Origin of the sequence: Sphingomonas sp. Mn802worker (assembly GCF_000382485.1) — a bacterium.
Lineage (GTDB): Bacteria > Pseudomonadota > Alphaproteobacteria > Sphingomonadales > Sphingomonadaceae > Sphingomonas.
In genome coordinates this window covers 57,217-72,124 of record NZ_AORY01000012.1, presented here as the reverse complement: position 1 = coordinate 72,124, position 14,908 = coordinate 57,217, and the positions used below count along the sequence as shown (strand labels likewise).

19 protein-coding genes and 2 tRNA genes are annotated in these 14,908 nt (G+C 68.5%); 20 read left to right on the top strand and 1 reads right to left on the bottom strand.

The window, feature by feature from the left end; all coding sequences use genetic code 11:
* The first annotated feature begins 34 nt into the window (after window positions 1-34).
* The 16 genes from SMN802W_RS0110330 (at window position 35) to SMN802W_RS0110255 (ending at window position 11,416) form a co-directional block, all read left to right on the top strand.
* Window positions 35-1,558, top strand: coding sequence for a GspE/PulE family protein (locus SMN802W_RS0110330; protein WP_051083602.1), 1,524 nt, complete (start codon window positions 35-37; stop codon window positions 1,556-1,558).
* Window positions 1,559-1,566: 8 nt separating this feature from the next.
* Window positions 1,567-2,790: a type II secretion system inner membrane protein GspF gene (gene gspF / locus SMN802W_RS0110325; protein WP_019516830.1), complete on the top strand. Its 1,224-nt coding sequence runs from the start codon at window positions 1,567-1,569 to the stop codon at window positions 2,788-2,790.
* Window positions 2,791-2,811: 21 nt separating this feature from the next.
* Window positions 2,812-3,282 (top strand): type II secretion system major pseudopilin GspG, encoded by a 471-nt coding sequence (gene gspG, locus SMN802W_RS0110320; protein ID WP_019516829.1) that lies wholly within the window; start codon window positions 2,812-2,814, stop codon window positions 3,280-3,282.
* A 120-nt stretch (window positions 3,283-3,402) separates the two neighbouring features.
* Window positions 3,403-3,888 (top strand): GspH/FimT family pseudopilin, encoded by a 486-nt coding sequence (locus SMN802W_RS0110315; RefSeq protein WP_026325995.1) that lies wholly within the window; start codon window positions 3,403-3,405, stop codon window positions 3,886-3,888.
* Complete coding sequence (gspI, locus tag SMN802W_RS0110310; protein ID WP_019516827.1) at window positions 3,875-4,300, top strand: type II secretion system minor pseudopilin GspI; 426 nt, start codon at window positions 3,875-3,877, stop codon at window positions 4,298-4,300. Before SMN802W_RS0110315 ends, gspI begins: the two co-directional genes overlap by 14 nt.
* Window positions 4,297-4,962, top strand: coding sequence for a type II secretion system minor pseudopilin GspJ (gspJ, locus tag SMN802W_RS0110305; RefSeq protein ID WP_019516826.1), 666 nt, complete (start codon window positions 4,297-4,299; stop codon window positions 4,960-4,962). Before gspI ends, gspJ begins: the two co-directional genes overlap by 4 nt.
* A complete protein-coding gene (gene gspK, locus SMN802W_RS0110300; RefSeq protein WP_019516825.1) occupies window positions 4,949-5,917 on the top strand; it encodes a type II secretion system minor pseudopilin GspK in 969 nt (322 codons plus the stop codon). Before gspJ ends, gspK begins: the two co-directional genes overlap by 14 nt.
* A complete protein-coding gene (locus SMN802W_RS18750) occupies window positions 5,914-6,270 on the top strand; it encodes a hypothetical protein (RefSeq protein WP_238560184.1) in 357 nt (118 codons plus the stop codon). The genes gspK and SMN802W_RS18750 overlap by 4 nt, the downstream gene beginning before the upstream one ends.
* Window positions 6,228-7,010 (top strand): type II secretion system protein GspL, encoded by a 783-nt coding sequence (gspL, locus tag SMN802W_RS16870; protein ID WP_238560183.1) that lies wholly within the window; start codon window positions 6,228-6,230, stop codon window positions 7,008-7,010. Before SMN802W_RS18750 ends, gspL begins: the two co-directional genes overlap by 43 nt.
* Before the next feature lie 30 nt (window positions 7,011-7,040).
* Window positions 7,041-7,517, top strand: a complete 477-nt coding sequence (gene gspM, locus SMN802W_RS0110290) for a type II secretion system protein GspM (protein WP_019516824.1) — start codon at window positions 7,041-7,043, stop codon at window positions 7,515-7,517.
* Window positions 7,517-8,233, top strand: coding sequence for a type II secretion system protein N (gspN, locus tag SMN802W_RS0110285; protein ID WP_019516823.1), 717 nt, complete (start codon window positions 7,517-7,519; stop codon window positions 8,231-8,233). The genes gspM and gspN overlap by 1 nt, the downstream gene beginning before the upstream one ends.
* A 63-nt stretch (window positions 8,234-8,296) precedes the next feature.
* Window positions 8,297-8,373 (top strand) — tRNA-His (locus tag SMN802W_RS0110280).
* Between the two features lie 23 nt (window positions 8,374-8,396).
* Window positions 8,397-9,443 (top strand): Leu/Phe/Val dehydrogenase, encoded by a 1,047-nt coding sequence (locus tag SMN802W_RS0110275; RefSeq protein ID WP_019516822.1) that lies wholly within the window; start codon window positions 8,397-8,399, stop codon window positions 9,441-9,443.
* A 54-nt stretch (window positions 9,444-9,497) separates the two neighbouring features.
* Window positions 9,498-10,223 carry a heme ABC transporter permease CcmC gene (ccmC, locus tag SMN802W_RS0110270; protein WP_019516821.1) on the top strand — a complete coding sequence of 242 codons (726 nt, stop codon included), beginning with the start codon at window positions 9,498-9,500 and terminating at the stop codon, window positions 10,221-10,223.
* Between the two features lie 97 nt (window positions 10,224-10,320).
* The gene (ccmE, locus tag SMN802W_RS0110260) at window positions 10,321-10,755 is read left to right on the top strand and encodes a cytochrome c maturation protein CcmE (RefSeq protein ID WP_019516819.1); all 435 of its coding nucleotides are present in this window, start codon (window positions 10,321-10,323) and stop codon (window positions 10,753-10,755) included.
* Between the two features lie 19 nt (window positions 10,756-10,774).
* Window positions 10,775-11,416, top strand: coding sequence for a tetratricopeptide repeat protein (locus SMN802W_RS0110255; RefSeq protein WP_019516818.1), 642 nt, complete (start codon window positions 10,775-10,777; stop codon window positions 11,414-11,416).
* Window positions 11,417-11,461: 45 nt separating this feature from the next.
* Here the strand turns inward: SMN802W_RS0110255 and SMN802W_RS0110250 are convergent, their stop codons facing one another.
* On the bottom strand, window positions 11,462-11,677 hold the full coding sequence (locus tag SMN802W_RS0110250; RefSeq protein ID WP_026325993.1) for a DUF3072 domain-containing protein: 216 nt from the start codon (window positions 11,675-11,677) through the stop codon (window positions 11,462-11,464).
* 141 nt (window positions 11,678-11,818) lie between these two features.
* Here SMN802W_RS0110250 and SMN802W_RS0110245 point away from each other — a divergent pair, with 141 nt between their 5' ends.
* The 4 genes from SMN802W_RS0110245 (at window position 11,819) to SMN802W_RS0110230 (ending at window position 14,859) form a co-directional block, all read left to right on the top strand.
* Window positions 11,819-13,735 (top strand): KUP/HAK/KT family potassium transporter, encoded by a 1,917-nt coding sequence (locus SMN802W_RS0110245; RefSeq protein ID WP_019516816.1) that lies wholly within the window; start codon window positions 11,819-11,821, stop codon window positions 13,733-13,735.
* Window positions 13,732-14,280 carry a 2'-5' RNA ligase family protein gene (locus tag SMN802W_RS0110240; RefSeq protein ID WP_019516815.1) on the top strand — a complete coding sequence of 183 codons (549 nt, stop codon included), beginning with the start codon at window positions 13,732-13,734 and terminating at the stop codon, window positions 14,278-14,280. The genes SMN802W_RS0110245 and SMN802W_RS0110240 overlap by 4 nt, the downstream gene beginning before the upstream one ends.
* Before the next feature lie 55 nt (window positions 14,281-14,335).
* Window positions 14,336-14,412, top strand: a tRNA-Met gene (locus tag SMN802W_RS0110235).
* 42 nt (window positions 14,413-14,454) lie between these two features.
* Complete coding sequence (locus tag SMN802W_RS0110230; RefSeq protein WP_019516814.1) at window positions 14,455-14,859, top strand: HIRAN domain-containing protein; 405 nt, start codon at window positions 14,455-14,457, stop codon at window positions 14,857-14,859.
* The last annotated feature ends 49 nt before the right edge of the window (window positions 14,860-14,908 follow it).

Sequence of the window (14,908 nt, the reverse complement as noted above, 5' to 3'; positions counted from 1 at the left end):
CGCACCGATCGACGCGGATGCGGTGCTGGGCGAGATGCCGCAGGTCATAGCGCCGGTCGCGCCGGTGCAATTGCCTTATGCGTTCGCGCGCAAGTTCGGCGTCGCACTCGACGGTGATCGCGTCGCTTTGCGTGAGGGCAGCGATCCGCGTGCACTGATCGAGGTCAGGCGCGTGTTGGGGCGCGCGTTCGACGTGGTGGTGATCGAGCCGCCGGCGTTCGATCGGCTATTGAGCGACAATTACGCGATGGACGGGCAGGCGACCGCCGCGGCCGCGGTCGGGATGGGCGACGAGCTCGACCTGCTAGCCGAAGGATTGCCGACCGCGGACGATCTGCTCGACACCGCCGACGATGCGCCCGCCATCCGCCTCATCAACGGCGTCATCGCCGACGCGGCGCGGAACGGCGTGTCCGACATCCACATCGAGCCGTATGAGACCGGGCTCGTCATCCGAATGCGGATCGACGGCGTGCTGCGCGAGACGCTCAGGATGCCGCCGCATGTGGCGCCCGTGGTGGTCAGCCGCATCAAGGTGATGGCGCGGCTGGATATCGCCGAGCGGCGCGTGCCGCAGGATGGGCGCATGGGGCTGACACTGGGGGGCAAGTTGCTCGACGTGCGCGTCTCGACGCTGCCGGCGCGTGCGGGCGAGCGGGTGGTGCTGCGTATCCTCGACAAGGAAAATGCCGGGATCGACCTCGACGCGCTGGGCATGAGCGCGGAGATGAATACGCTGCTGCGTCAGGCGATCGCCGTGCCGAACGGGATCGTGCTGGTGACTGGGCCGACCGGCAGCGGCAAGACGACGACGCTGTACGCCGCGCTCCGGCTGCTGAACGACGGCAGCCGCAACATCCTGACCGTCGAGGACCCGGTCGAATATGCGGTCGAGGGGGTCGGGCAGACGCAGGTCAATGCCAAGGTCGGTCTGACCTTTGCCGCTGGCCTTCGCGCGATCCTGCGTCAGGACCCCGACACGGTGATGATCGGCGAGATCCGCGACCGCGAAACCGCCGAGATCGCGGTGCAGGCGTCGCTGACCGGGCATCTGGTGCTCTCCACCGTCCACACCAACGACGCGGTCGGCGCGATCACGCGGATGCGCGACATGAAGGTTGAGCCGTTCCTGCTCGCCTCGACGTTGCGCGCGGTGATCGCGCAGCGGCTGGTCCGGCGTCTGTGCCCGACGTGCCGGCGGGCAGTGCCGGCGCGCGAGACGGTGGCGCCGCTGCTGGGGATTGCGCCCGAGACGATCGTGTACGAGGCGGTCGGGTGTGAGCAGTGCAACCGCACCGGCTTTCGCGGGCGGATCGGCGTGTACGAGGCCATTCGCATCGATCCGACGATCCGCCGGCTGATCAACGACAGCGGGGATGAGGACGCGATCGCGCGGCATGCCTTCGCCGATCCGGCGCGCGAAACGCTGGCGGATGCGGCGCGGCGATTGGTCGAGGAAGGCCGTACCACCGCGGAGGAAGCGGTGCGCGTCAGTCGCGCTGACGCGACCGATACCGTTGCGGCGGACGCTGCTGAAGCAGCGATCGCGGATGCCTGAGGCGCGGCGTGGCTGATTTCGATTACGTCGCGATCGACACGCGCGGCAACGAGGCGCGCGGGCATGTCGCGGCGGCGTCGGTCGAGGCGGCGCGGGCAGTGCTCGACCGGCGGCGCTTGTTCGTCGTCAGGATCGAGGCGGGTAGCGCACCGGCGAGCAAGGGACGCCCGCTGTTCGGGCTCGAGCTCGGCCGGGCGAAGATGTCGGGCAAGCAGTTGACCTTGTTCACGCGGCAATTGGCGACATTGAACCGCGTCTCGCCGCTGGAGGAGAGTTTGCGCACTGTGTCGCGCCAGACCGAGCAGGAGCGCGTGCGCGTGATCGTGCAGAACGTCCACGCGGGCGTGACCGAAGGCCGCCGTCTGGCCGATGCGATGGCGCGCGAGCCGAAGAGTTTTCCCCCGCTCTACCGCGCGATGGTCGCGGCCGGGGAGAGTTCGGGCTCGCTGCCTGAGATCATGGAGCGATTGTCGCTGCTGCTGGAGCGGCAGGCGGAGATCAGGGGCAAGCTGTTCACCGCGATGGCGTATCCGGCGGTGCTGGCGACGGTCGCGATGGGCGTCGTCATCGCGTTGATGGCGTTCGTGGTGCCGCAGGTGGTCGAGCAGTTCGACACGGTCGGGCAGGAGTTGCCGTTCCTGACGCGGATGGTGATCGCGCTGTCGGCGGCGATCACGGGTTACTGGTGGGCGATGGTGCTGGTGCTGGTGCTCGCCGGACTGGGCGCGTGGGCGTTGCTGCGGCAACCGCCGATCCGGCTCGCGTTCGACACCTGGCTGCTGCGCGTGCCGCTGGTCGGGCGATTGCTGCGCGACCTGCACGCGGCGCGGATGGCACGGACGCTGTCGACGATGGTGGCGAGCCGGTTGCCGCTGCTGGAGGGACTGAACCTGACCGCGGGAACGATCCATAACCGGCGGCTGAAGGCGGCATCGGACGAGATCACCGACGCGATCCGCGGCGGCGGCAGCCTGTCGGCGGCGATGCGGCGCACCGCGGTGTTCCCGCCGCTTTTGGTGTACCTCGCGGCATCGGGCGAGGCGGCTGGGCGGCTGGACGAGATGCTGGAGCGCGCGGCCGATTACATGGAACGCGAGTTCGATCGCTTCACCGCCACCGCGCTGTCGCTGTTGGAGCCGCTGATCATTGTTGTGATGGGCGGTATCGTCGCCACGATCGTGCTATCCATCCTGCTGCCGATCCTTCAGCTCAACACGCTTGCGGGCCAGTAGGTCAGGACAGTGAGAGAATATATGCGTACCGAACAGAAGAAGCGCCGCAAACGTAACGGCTTCACGCCCTTGAGGCGTTCCGCCGAAAACGGCTTCACGCTTGTCGAGTTGATGGTCGTGATCGTCATCATCGGGCTGCTGGCGACGATCGTGGCGCTGAACGTGCTGCCGTCGGGCGACACCGCGCGGATCCAGAAGGCGAAGGCCGATATCGCGACGATCGAGCAGGGGCTGGAGATGTACCGGCTGCAGCAGGGCAGCTATCCTACGACCTCGCAAGGATTGCAGGCGCTGGTGAGCGCACCGGCGGGAGTCGATGCGTCGCGTTATCAGGCCGGGGGGTATATCAAGCGGTTGCCCGAGGATCCGTGGAACCGCGCATATCTGTACGCCTCGCCCGGGCAGCACGGGGCGGCCGACGTGTGGACGCTGGGTGCCGACGGCAAGGACGGCGGCGAGGGGATCAATGCCGATATCGGCAGCTGGCAGTAAGGCTGGCTGCGTAGGCGAGCGAGGCCGGTGTTTTCCACCTTTCGCTTGAGCCAGCGGGGCTCAAGGCTTCGCGCGGCCGAGCCTGGCTTGGCGTCGGTCCTGCGGCCCGCCGAGCGTGGCTTGGCGTCGGTCCTGTGGCCGGCCGAGCGGCGCTTGGCGTCGACGCTCCGCTCGGCCGAGCGTGGCTTTACGCTGATCGAACTGATGGTCGTGGTGACGATCATCGGGCTGGCGTCGGCGGTGGCGGTGCTGGCGATGCCCGATCCGCGCGGGCGGCTGATGGACGAGGCGGCGCGTTTCGCGACGCGGGTGCGCGCGGCGCACGACAGTGCGATCATCGATGCACGGCCGGTCAGCGTGTGGGTGACGCCGAGCGGCTACGGGTTCGATCAATGGCGCGGCGGGCGCTGGGCGGCGATGGTGGAGAAACCGCTGCGCGTCGAGCGGTGGAGCCAGGGGACGGGCGCGACGGGTTTGGTGCGCGAACGCGTGACGTTCGACACGACGGGGCTCGCGGACCGGTCGCTCAACGTGTCGCTGCGGCGTGACGGAACGAGCGCGAGCGTCGCGATCGCGGCGGACGGGAGCGTCCGTGTCGCGGGCTGATCGGCGCAACAACGGCTTTACGCCGTTGTGCCGTTCCGCCGAACACGGCTTCACGCTGATCGAGATCATGGTGGCGCTGGCGGTATTCAGTCTGGCGGCGCTGGCGCTGATCCGGCTGGAGGGGGCGACGATTCGCTCGACTGCGCTGCTGCAATCGACGCTGCTGGCGCAGATCGTGGCCCGGAACGTGGCGATCGAGGCGGTCAGCGACGTGCAGCCGCCGACGCGCGGGCGGGTGACGGGCGCGGAGCAGAACGGCGGGCGCGCGTGGCGCTGGGTCCGCGACGTGCGCGCGATCGGCGACGGCGACGTGATGCGCGTCGACGTGGCGGTGGCGGACGGCCAAGGCGCGGTGCTGGGGCGCGCGACGATGATCCGCCCGCCGGCGCAACTGGCGAGCGTGCAGCAGTGAAAAGGACGCGCGAGGCGGGCTTCACGCTGATCGAGGTGATGATCGCGCTGATGATCTTCGGCATGATCGCGGCGGCGGGCGTCGCGTTGCTGGCGTTCAGCGTGCGCGCGCAAGGCGCATCGGGTGCAGCGCTCGACGATATCGGCGCGATCAACCGATTGTCGTCGATCCTGACCGCGGACCTGGCGCAGGCGGTCGACCGGCCGACGCGCGACCAGAACGGGACGCGGCTGCCCGCCTTTACCGGCGGATCGGGGCAGGTGCCGATGCTGCGGCTGGTGCGCGGCGGGTGGAGCAACATCGACCAGTCGCCGCGCGCGACGTTGCAGAAGGTTGAGTACCAGCTGACCGCGGGCGGGATCGAGCGTGTCGGTTACCCGGCGCTCGACGGGGCGGCACCGCTGCCGGCGGCGCTGATCGTTGAGGGCGTGCGGCAGGCGACATGGCGGTTTCGCTACGCCGGGGCGTGGAGCGATCGATGGGAGGGCACGCCGGTCGCCGCGCTGCCGCAGGCGGCGGAGCTTACACTGGTGCGCGAGAATGGCACTGCCTATCGCATGATGTTCCTCGTCGGCACCGGCGCGCCGCGCCCGCGTCGCGGCGATGCGCCCGGTGCGCAACCGTCACCCACTCCTACGCCGACGCCCAATGCGCGGCGCTAGGGGCGAGCGCGGAGCGGCGCTGCTGACGGTGCTGTTGCTCGTCGCGGTGATCGCGGTGCTGGCGGCGACGGCGCTGGAGCGGTTGCGCATCTCGACGCGGCTGACCGCCAACGCGGGCGCGCTCGATGCCGCGCGCGGCTACGCTTATGCCGCGGAGACGCTGGCGACGACGCGGGTGACGAGCCTGCTTGGCAAAGCGGGCGACCGTGTCGCGCTGCTCGGCGGATGGAGCGACCGGCCGTTCGGGCTGCCGATCCCCGGCGGCGTGGCGACGGTGCGAGTGCGCGACGGGGGCAATTGCTTCAACCTTAATAGCCTGGTGGTCGAGGCGCCGGACGGCAGCTATGCCGCGAACAACCAGACGTTGCTGCAATTCCAGCGCCTGATCCGCCTGCTGCGCGTGCCCGGCGGTGAGGCGATCCCGGCGGCGGCGGCGGACTTCATCGACTCGGACGATGCAGCATTGCCGGGCGGCGCGGAGGATGGCGCCTATCGCGGGTATCGCACCTCGGGCACGCTGATGGCGGATGTGAGCGAGCTGCGGGCGGTGTCGGGGGTGACGGCGGAGCAGTATCAGCTGCTTCGGCCATGGCTGTGCGCGTTGCCGACCGTCGATCGAGCCATCATCAACGTCAACACCTTGCTGCCCGAACAGGCACCGCTGCTGGCGATGCTGCTGGAGACGGGCGGCGGCGTCGAGGCGGTGCGGGGCGTGCTGCTGAGGCGACCCGAACAGGGCTATGGCTCGACCGATCCGGTGTGGAACGCGCTGTCGCTGGGCGGCACGGGCACGCCGGCGATGGATGCCAAGGCGCAGACGGGGGTGAAGTCGGTGTGGTTCGCGCTGACGATCGACGTGGTCGCGAACGGGGCGGAATTGCACGAACAGGGATTGATCGACGCGCGGACCCTTCCCGCGCGGCTTGTCTCGCGGCAATGGGGCGACGTATCATGACCGCGACGACGCTCCTCTTCGTGCCGCCTGCCGCGGATCAGCCGTGGCGCTGGTGGCGCATCCGCGACGATGTGCTCGACGAGGGCGAGGGGATGCCGCCCGTCGCCGAGGATGCGACCGACCCGGTCGTGGCGGTGGCCCCGGCGGATGCGGTGACGCTTCACTGGGCGGCGCTGCCCGCGCGGTCGGCGGCGCAGGCGGCGGCGGCGGCGCGCATCGTGGTGAGCGATGCGACCGCAACGGCCGGCGACCTGCACGTCGCGGTCGGGTCGGCGCGCGGGGGGCGGACGGCGAGGAGCACGCCATCGCGGTGGTTTCGCCTGAGCGGATGGCGACGTGGCTCGCCGAGTTGAACGCACGCGGCGTCGATCCGGTCGCGATGCTGCCCGCGCCGCTGCTGCTGCCTGCGCCCGAGGAAGGCTGGTTGCGCGGCGAGGTAGGCGGTCAGGCGATCGTGCGTGGACGCTCCGCCGGGTTCGCGGACGAGGCGCGGCTGACCGAGTTGATTGTCGGCGATGCCGAGCCGGTGACGCTGGCGCGCGACGAAGTGTGGCGTGCGGCCGCGATCGCCGCGGCTGCGTGGCCGCTCGACCTCAGGCAAGGACGCTTTGCGCGGCGGACGCGGCGGGCGATCGACTGGGCGTTGGTCCGGCGGCTGGCATTGCTGGTCGCGATGATCCTGCTGGCGACGCTGGCGATCGATCTAGTGCGGATCGCGCGTTACGCGCTCGGCGCGGATACGCTGGAGGTGCGTGCCGAGGCGGTGGCACGGCAGGGATTGCCGCGCGGCGCCGGCGACGGCGATGCGGCGCGGATGCTGGGCGAGCGGCTGTCGCGGCTGCGGGGTCCGGGGTCGGGGTTCAGCCGCACCGCGGCGGCGGTGTACCAGATCGTGCAGGCGGTGCCCGACAGCGAGGTGACCGCGCTCGATTTCCAGCCGACGGGTGCGCTGCGTGTGTCCTTGTCGATAGCGGGCGAGGGGCAGGCGAACACGGTCAAGACCCAGCTGGAGCGCGCCGGCTTTACCGTGACGAGCGGGGTGTTCCAGCAATCCGGCGGGCGGCTGACCGGCGACCTGACGGTGGCGCCGTGATGGGGGCGCCGTGATGCGGGAGCAGGACGCATGAACGAACTGCGTGGATGGTTCGCGGGCCGATCGTTGCGTGAGCGGCGCCTGATCCTCGTCATGCTGGGGCTGCTGGCGGTGACGATCGTGTGGGGGCTGGTGATCCGCCCGGTGCGTAACGGCCTGTCCTCGACGCGTGAGCGCTACGTCGATGCGGTGGTGCGCGCGGGAACCGCGGAGCGCGAATTGGCGGCGGTGAAATTGATCCAGCGACGGCAGCCTCGCCCGGTGCAGCTGCCGCTCGCCGACGAGGTGCGCGCGCGTGCCGAGGCGGCAGGGTTCGCGCTCGCGACGCTGGAGCCCGAGGCGAACGACCGCGTTCGTGCCTCGATCGCGACCGCGAAGGCGGGTGCGCTGATGGCGTGGATCGGCAATCTGGAAAACGACGGCGTGCTGGTTGACGGGTTGAGCGTGCGCGGCAACGGCGATGGCACGGTTACGGCGCAGATGACGCTGAAGGCGCGGGCGGCGTGATGCGGATACGACTTGCGACCGACCGGCGGACGCTGTTCCTGGCAATGTTCGTGGCTGCGTTGCTGGTGCTCTTGCCGCTGCGGGTGGTGCTTGGCTGGGCAGGACTTGACGATAAAGGGTTCGCCGCGCGCGAGGTGCGGGGCAGCGTCTGGTCGGGGCGGCTGAGCGAGGCGCGGTTCGGCGATCTGGCGCTGGGCGACCTGAACGCGCGCGTATCGCCGCTGGCACTGCTGATCGGGCGCGCGCGCGTGGCGCTGGAGAGCCGCAACGGCGATGCGAAGCTGTCGGGCACCGTCGAGCTGTCGCGGGGCCGCGCGGGCGTGATCGGCACAAGCGGGCCGATCGAGCCGGGCAGCGCGTTTGCGCCGCTGCCGGTCACCGCGCTTAACCTGGACGAGGTGAGCGTGCGCTTCGCTGATGGCGCGTGCGAGGCGGCGGAGGGGCGCGTGCGGGCGGAGATTTCGGGCACGTTCCTGGGCGCGGCGCTGCCGGGGGCGGTGAGCGGAACCGCCCGATGCGACGGCGGCGCGCTGCTGTTGCCGCTGGTCAGCGCGGCGGGAACCGAAGGTGCGGCGCTTCGGCTGTGGGCGGACGGACGCTACCGCGCCGAATTGACGCTGGTGCCGAGCGATCCGGCGGTCGCGACTCGGCTCGACACCGCCGGGTTCGTCGCCAATGGTGCAGCACGGATGCTGGCGATCGAGGGGCGGTTCTGACGCGACGCGCACTTTGCCGGTTGACGGAATGTTGCGCGGGCGACTAATGCGCGGGCCTTCGCGGCGACCGTAGTTCAATTGGTTAGAGCGCCGGCTTGTGATGCCGGAAGTTGCGGGTTCAAGTCCCGTCGGTCGCCCCATCAATCTACCCGGCTGGAGCGTTATGGCGAACTGGGGTTTCCCTGATTTCGACGACCACGAGGGCGTTCACCTGTTCACCGATCCGGCGTCGGGGCTGAAGGCTGTGATCGCGGTCCACTCGACCGCGCTCGGGCCGGCAGCGGGCGGCGCGCGTTTCTGGCATTACGCGAGCGAGGCGGGTGCGATCACCGACGCGCTCAGGCTGTCGCGCGGCATGAGCTACAAGAACGCGATGGCGGGGCTGGAGCTGGGCGGCGGCAAGGGCGTGATCCTGGCCGACGAGCCAGGCGCGGTCATCAGCGAGGCGCAACTGCGCGCGTTCGGGCAGAAGGTCGAGTCGCTCGGCGGACGTTACGTCACGGCCGAGGATGTCGGCATGTCCGAGGCGCGCATGAAGGTGATCGCGGCCGAGACCAAGTACGTCTCGGGCCTGCCGGTCGCGTCGGGTGCTGCGGGCGGCGATCCGGGACCATACACCGCGCACGGCGTCTATCTGGGCGTCAAGGCAGCGGCGAAGCGGGGCTTGGGCAGCGACGATATGCGCGGCGTCCGTGTCGCCATCCAAGGCGTCGGTTCGGTCGGCGGCGGGCTTGCCAAGCTGTTGGCGAAGGACGGGGCGGTACTGACGATCGCCGACGTCGATACGGCCCGCGCAGAGCGGATGGCGGCGGAGGTGGGCGCCAAGACTGCACCCGCCGAGGAGATCCTGTTCGCCGAGGCCGACATCGTCAGCCCCAATGCGCTGGGCGCCATCCTGACCGAGCAGACGATCGGGCGGTTGAAGGCGAAGATCGTCGCCGGCGGTGCGAACAACCAGCTTGCGACCGCCGCGGAGGGGCAGCGGCTGCATGACGCGGGCATCACCTACGCACCCGATTACGTCATCAATGCGGGCGGGATCATCAACGTCGGGCTCGAATATCTCGGCCACGGTGACGAGGCCGAGGTGATGACGCGGATCGCGCGCATCCCCGAGCGGCTGCACCAGGTGTGGGACGAGAGCGAGGCGACGGGTGAGTCCGCGGCCGAGGTCGCCGACCGCATGGCGCGTCGCCTGATCGGACGCTGAACGGCTGCGACGACTCGCGTGACGCGCGCGTGCGACTGATTTAACGGTAGCGACGTGCCCGCGCTTCATGCCTTTGCCAATCCTGCGCGTTTCCTCAAAGTCGCGCGGCCACTGACGCCGGTGCTCTTCTGGATCGGGGCTGCGTTGATCGCCTTTGGTGCGACTGCGGGCCTGACGATGACGCCGCCCGATTACCTGCAGGGCGAGAGCGTTCGCATCATCTACCTGCACGTGCCCGCCGCGTGGCTGGGCATGGGCGGGTGGAGCGGCATCGCGCTGTCGAGCATCGCCTTCCTCGTCTGGCGACATCCACTGGCGGCGATCGCGGCGCGTGCGATTGCGGTGCCGGGCGCGGTGTTTGCGGCGATCTGTCTGGTCACAGGGGCGATCTGGGGGCGGCCGACGTGGGGGACGTATTGGCAGTGGGATGGGCGGCTGACGTCGATGCTGCTGCTGCTGTTCGTCTATCTCGGCTATATGGCGCTGTCGCGCGCCGATCGTGAGCGGGGCGGCGCGGGTGAGATACCGGCGTTGTACGGGATCGCGGGATCGGTGCTGCTGCCGATCATCCGTTATTCGGTGGTGTGGTGGAACACGCTGCACCAGGGGCCGAGCATCGGACTGACGCAATCGACGATCGACCGGTCGATCCTGTGGCCGCTTCCGATCACGCTGATTGGGTTTACGCTGCTGTTCGCCGCGATCGTGCTGATGCGGATGCGCGCGTTGCTCGCGACCGCGAAGGCCGAGGCGCGGATGCGGCGAAAGGCGGCAGCGTGAACGCGTGGCCCTTTGTCTGGGCGGCGTATGGCGTGACGCTGGGCGGGGCGGCGGTGCTGTCGCTTGTCAGCTACCTCGCGATGCGGCGCGCCGAAAAGTGACGGCGAAGAACCAGCGGATGGCGCTCGCCGGGGCGGGTGTGCTCGCGATTGCGGTCGCGGCAGTGCTGGCGCTGTCGGGGTTGAAGGATCAGGCGGCGTTTTTCTACGCGCCGTCCGACGTCGCTGGCGGCTTGCCCGCGCCCGACAAGGCAGTGCGGTTGGGCGGGATGGTCGCGGATCACTCGATCCGGCGCGCAGCCGATGGCGTGTCGATCGACTTCGTGGTGACGGATGGCAAGGCGACGACGCCGGTGCGCTTCACCGGCATCGCGCCCGATCTGTTCCGTGAGAAGTCGGGCGTCGTCGCGGAGGGGCATTTCAACCCAGATGGCTCGTTTACCGCGACCAACCTGCTCGCCAAGCATGACGAGAAGTACATGCCGCCCGAGATGAAGGGCCGGATGCACGAGACGAAGACGCTCGAGCGATGAGCAAGCGTCGGGGCACGCGATGGGCTATCTGACGCTCGCGCTGCTGGGCGCGGCTTCGTTTGCTGCGCTGGTTGCGCTCAGGGTGGCACGACCGCTCTGGTCGTTGGTGGGCGCGGCGTTATTCCTTGGGGCGGCGGGGTACGCGTGGCAGGGACGTCCGTTGCTGGAGAGCGCCGATGCGCGTCCGCACGTCGATGCATCGCCGCTCGAGCCCGAGATGATCGCGCTGCGTGCGAGCCTGCTCGGCAGCTATACGCAGGACGCCGCCTATCTGATCGCGTCCGACGCAATGACGCGCAGCGGCGATCCGCAAGCGTCTGCACAAGTGATGTTGGGCGCGGTGCGCAAGCTGCCGAACAGCTTCATCGCCTGGACCTGGCTGGGCACGACTCTGGCTGCAGTGTCGAGCGAGGGTGGACAAGTGCAGGTGCAACAGCCGGCGCTGCTGGCGTTCCGCCGTGCGGCGCAGCTTGCGCCCGAGCATCCGGCACCGCCCTTCTATGCCGGGTTGGCCTATGTCCGCGCCGGCGACCTAGCGACGGCGCGGACATACTGGCGGCGGGCGCTTGCGCTGTCGCCGGCTGGTACTGATTACCGGCGCGAGATCGGGATCAGGTTGGCGTTGTTGGAGCGCCTGCTTTCCAGCGGCGCCGTGCGCTGACGAACATGACGCGGCGGAATGGCCACCGCATCATGCACGGATCGCTTACTTACCGCGTCCGGTTTTTTCCTGCAGTTCATCGATCTTCTTCGACGCGTCGGCCTTGCTCAGCGTGTCGTCGAACTCCTCATGCGCTTCCTCGCTCAAGGTCTTTAGATAGCTCGCTTGGGCGCCGGTCATCGCCTCGTCGCCGGTGGTCCAATCGTCGGGATTTTTCTCTGCGTTGCTGAAGGGTTCGGACTTGGGATTGGTGTCACTCATCGGATGATCCTTTCGCGCGGTCGAACGCATCGTGTTCGCTTCCTGTTCCGCGTTGCGGGCGCATAGTGAGAGTGCTAGGCGCGGCGACGATATGGGGACCATGACGGACGCAGCCGTGACCTCGGGCCGATCGGCGCTGGCGTGAACACCGAGGATCCCGCCGCGCGGGTACAGGCTGGTCTAACGTCGGACACGCACGCCCGCGACGGGCTGTTGAAACTGGCGGTCGGCGCGATCGGCGTCGTCTACGGCGATATCGGCACCAGCCCGCTGTATTCGATGAAGGAGGTGTTCGTCGGGCACCATCCGCTCGCGGTCGACCAGCTCCACATCTTCGGCGTCGTCAGCCTGATGTTCTGGTCGCTGATGCTGATCGTCACGGTCAAATACGTGCTGATGATCCTGCGTGCCGACAATAACGGCGAGGGCGGCAGCCTGGCGCTGTTGGCACTGATCCAGCGGCAGTCGAAGTCGGGCAAGCGGTGGGGCACCAGCCTCGTCATGCTCGGGGTGCTGGCGACCGCGCTGTTCTTCGGCGACTGCATGATCACACCCGCGATCTCGGTCTTGTCGGCGGTGGAGGGGCTGGCGACCGTCGAGCAGGGCTTCGACGCATTCGTGCTGCCGATCGCGGTGACGATCATCATCGCGCTATTCTACCTGCAATCAATCGGCACGGCGAAGGTCGGACGGTTGTTCGGCCCGATCATGGGCGTCTATTTCGTCGTGCTGGCGGTGATGGGCGTGTATCACATCATCGCGCGCCCCGACGTGCTCTATGCACTCAACCCCGTCTGGGCGGTGCGCTTCGCGATGAACGACGGCAAGCTCGCGTTCCTGGCGCTCGGCTCGGTCGTGCTGTGCGTGACGGGCGCAGAAGCGCTCTACGCCGACATGGGGCATTTCGGACGTCGCCCGATCTCGCTCGCGTGGCTGGTGTTCGTGTTCCCGGCGCTGATGATCAACTATCTGGGGCAAGGCGCGCTGCTGTTGTCGACGCCATCGGCGGCGGAGAACCCGTTCTTCCTGATGGCACCTGAGGCGTGGCGGCTGCCGCTCGTCATTCTGTCGACCATGGCGACGGTGATCGCGAGCCAGGCGGTTATCACCGGCGCCTATTCGGTCGTTCAGCAGGCGGTGCAGCTGGGATTGATGCCGCGCATCCGTATCGAGCACACCAGTGCGTCGGAGGCGGGGCAAATCTACATCCCTAGCGCCAATTGGGCGCTGCTGGTGATGGTGCTGCTGCTCATCTTCGGCTTTGGCGAGTCGTCCAACCTGGCGGCGGCGTACGGCATCGCGGTGACGGGAACGATGTTCATCTCGACCTGCATGGTCGGCGTGCTGGTCTATCGCGTATGGAAGTGGCCGTTGTGGCTGGTGATCGCGTTCGAGGCGGTGTTCCTGACGATCGACGGGCTGTATTTCGCGTCCAACCTGACCAAGGTGCCCGACGGCGGCTGGTTCCCGCTGCTGGTCGCCAGCATCGTGTTCCTGCTGCTGACGACCTGGTCGACGGGCCGCAAGCTGATGCTCGAGCGGATGCGCGAGGCGGCGATGCCGATCAAGATCTTCATCGACTCCGCGGCGAACTCGGCGACGCGTGTGTCGGGGACGGCGGTGTTCATGACCTCGACGCCCGAGGGCGTACCGCCGGCGCTGCTGCATAACCTGAAGCACAACCGCGTGCTGCACGACCGGGTCATCCTCTTGACCGTGCGTGTGACCAACATCCCGTACTTCCCGGAAGAAGATCGCTTCCTGCACGAGGATCTGGGGCAGGGGTTCCACCGCGTCGTGCTGCGCTACGGCTTCATGGAGGAGCCCGACGTGCCCGCGCACCTGAAGGATTTCCATGGCTGCGGCGCGGAGTTCCGGATGATGGAGACGAGCTTCTTCCTGTCGCGCCAGACGCTGCTTGCGTCCGAGCGGCCGGGCATGGCGATCTGGCGCGAGAAGCTGTTCGCGTGGATGCTGCGCAACGCTGAAAGCGCGATGGAGTTTTTCCGCTTGCCGACCAACCGCGTGGTCGAGCTGGGCAGCCAGATCGAGATATGAGCCGACCGGAGGATCAGGCGGGCGGGCACGGCGGCGGATTGAACGCGCCGATCATCGTCACCGCGATCTTCGCGAAGCCCGACCAGGCCTGGTTCGACGCGCAGCGCCGCCAGTATTTTCCGCCCGAGCGCAACCAGCTCGATGCGCATCTGACGATGTTCCATCATCTGCCGCCGAGTGTCGTAGCTGAGGTAAAGCGGCGGTTGAACGAGGAGACGCGCGGCGTGCGGGCGCCGGACGCGCGGGTCGGTGGTCTGTTCTCGCTCGGACAAGGGGTCGCTTACCGGATCGAGAGCCCCGATCTGGTCGCGCTGCGTGCGCGGCTGGCGGACGCGTTCACGGGGTTGCTGACGCCGCAGGATCAGGCAGGCTGGCGCCCGCACGTGACGATCCAGAACAAGGTCGAGCCGGCTGAGGCGAAGAAGACGCTGGCGGCGCTGCAGGCGAGCTTCGCGCCTCGCGTCTTGCAGGTCGCGGGGCTGGCCGCGTGGTGGTATCGCGGCGGTCCGTGGGAGCAATTGTCGGTGCACAAGTTCAGCGCTTGACGGCGTTTCGATGGCTGCTATAGCCCGCGCCTCGCAAGCACTCCGGTCGCTTCATGGCGGAGTAGCTCAGCTGGTTAGAGCACGGGAATCATAATCCTGGGGTCGGGGGTTCAAGTCCCTCCTCCGCTACCAACTGGAGTGCTTGCGAGTGCATCCCGACATCGTTGTGGCTCCGTGAAGGAGCTGACCTTGGCGATCGTCGGGATCGACTTTCCCAACAACGATCGTGCGCGGTCGAACCGCCGGTCGGAGCTGATGCTGCTGGCGCCCGGCGCACCGATGATGCTGGTGCCCGAGCCGCGCAACCCGGTCGACCCACAAGCCGTGGCGGTGTTCAGCCCGAGCGGGTTGCAGGTCGGCTATCTGAGTGCGGAACGCGCACCGTGGATCGGTGCGCGGATCAGGGCCGGCGACGAGGTGGTCGCGGTGTTGCAGGGTGTCGTAAGCGGTGCCGGGTACCTGCGCGTGCGGATCGGGGGTGGCGCGCCGACGCTGCCGGTTGGGCGGGAGCGCGACGAGGAGGGAGCGGGCGAGGTGGACTTCTGGCCCGATCCTGAGGGGCCGGAGTTCGGCGCCTGACGCATCAACGGTTCCCTGACCTGATCCACCAAACGGGATCAGGTCAGGA

Excerpts from the sequence above, each read along its gene's own strand:
- SMN802W_RS0110330 (WP_051083602.1), top strand. The coding sequence starts at position 35 with ATGCCGCAGGTCATAGCGCCGGTCGCGCCGGTGCAATTGCCTTATGCG.
- gspG (WP_019516829.1), top strand. The coding sequence starts at position 2,812 with ATGCGTACCGAACAGAAGAAGCGCCGCAAACGTAACGGCTTCACGCCC.
- gspK (WP_019516825.1), top strand. The coding sequence starts at position 4,949 with ATGCGCGGCGCTAGGGGCGAGCGCGGAGCGGCGCTGCTGACGGTGCTG.
- SMN802W_RS18750 (WP_238560184.1), top strand. The coding sequence starts at position 5,914 with ATGACCGCGACGACGCTCCTCTTCGTGCCGCCTGCCGCGGATCAGCCG.
- gspM (WP_019516824.1), top strand. The coding sequence starts at position 7,041 with ATGAACGAACTGCGTGGATGGTTCGCGGGCCGATCGTTGCGTGAGCGG.
- gspN (WP_019516823.1), top strand. The coding sequence starts at position 7,517 with ATGCGGATACGACTTGCGACCGACCGGCGGACGCTGTTCCTGGCAATG.
- SMN802W_RS0110275 (WP_019516822.1), top strand. The coding sequence starts at position 8,397 with ATGGCGAACTGGGGTTTCCCTGATTTCGACGACCACGAGGGCGTTCAC.
- SMN802W_RS0110255 (WP_019516818.1), top strand. The coding sequence starts at position 10,775 with ATGGGCTATCTGACGCTCGCGCTGCTGGGCGCGGCTTCGTTTGCTGCG.
- SMN802W_RS0110250 (WP_026325993.1), bottom strand. The coding sequence starts at position 11,677 with ATGAGTGACACCAATCCCAAGTCCGAACCCTTCAGCAACGCAGAGAAA.
- SMN802W_RS0110240 (WP_019516815.1), top strand. The coding sequence starts at position 13,732 with ATGAGCCGACCGGAGGATCAGGCGGGCGGGCACGGCGGCGGATTGAAC.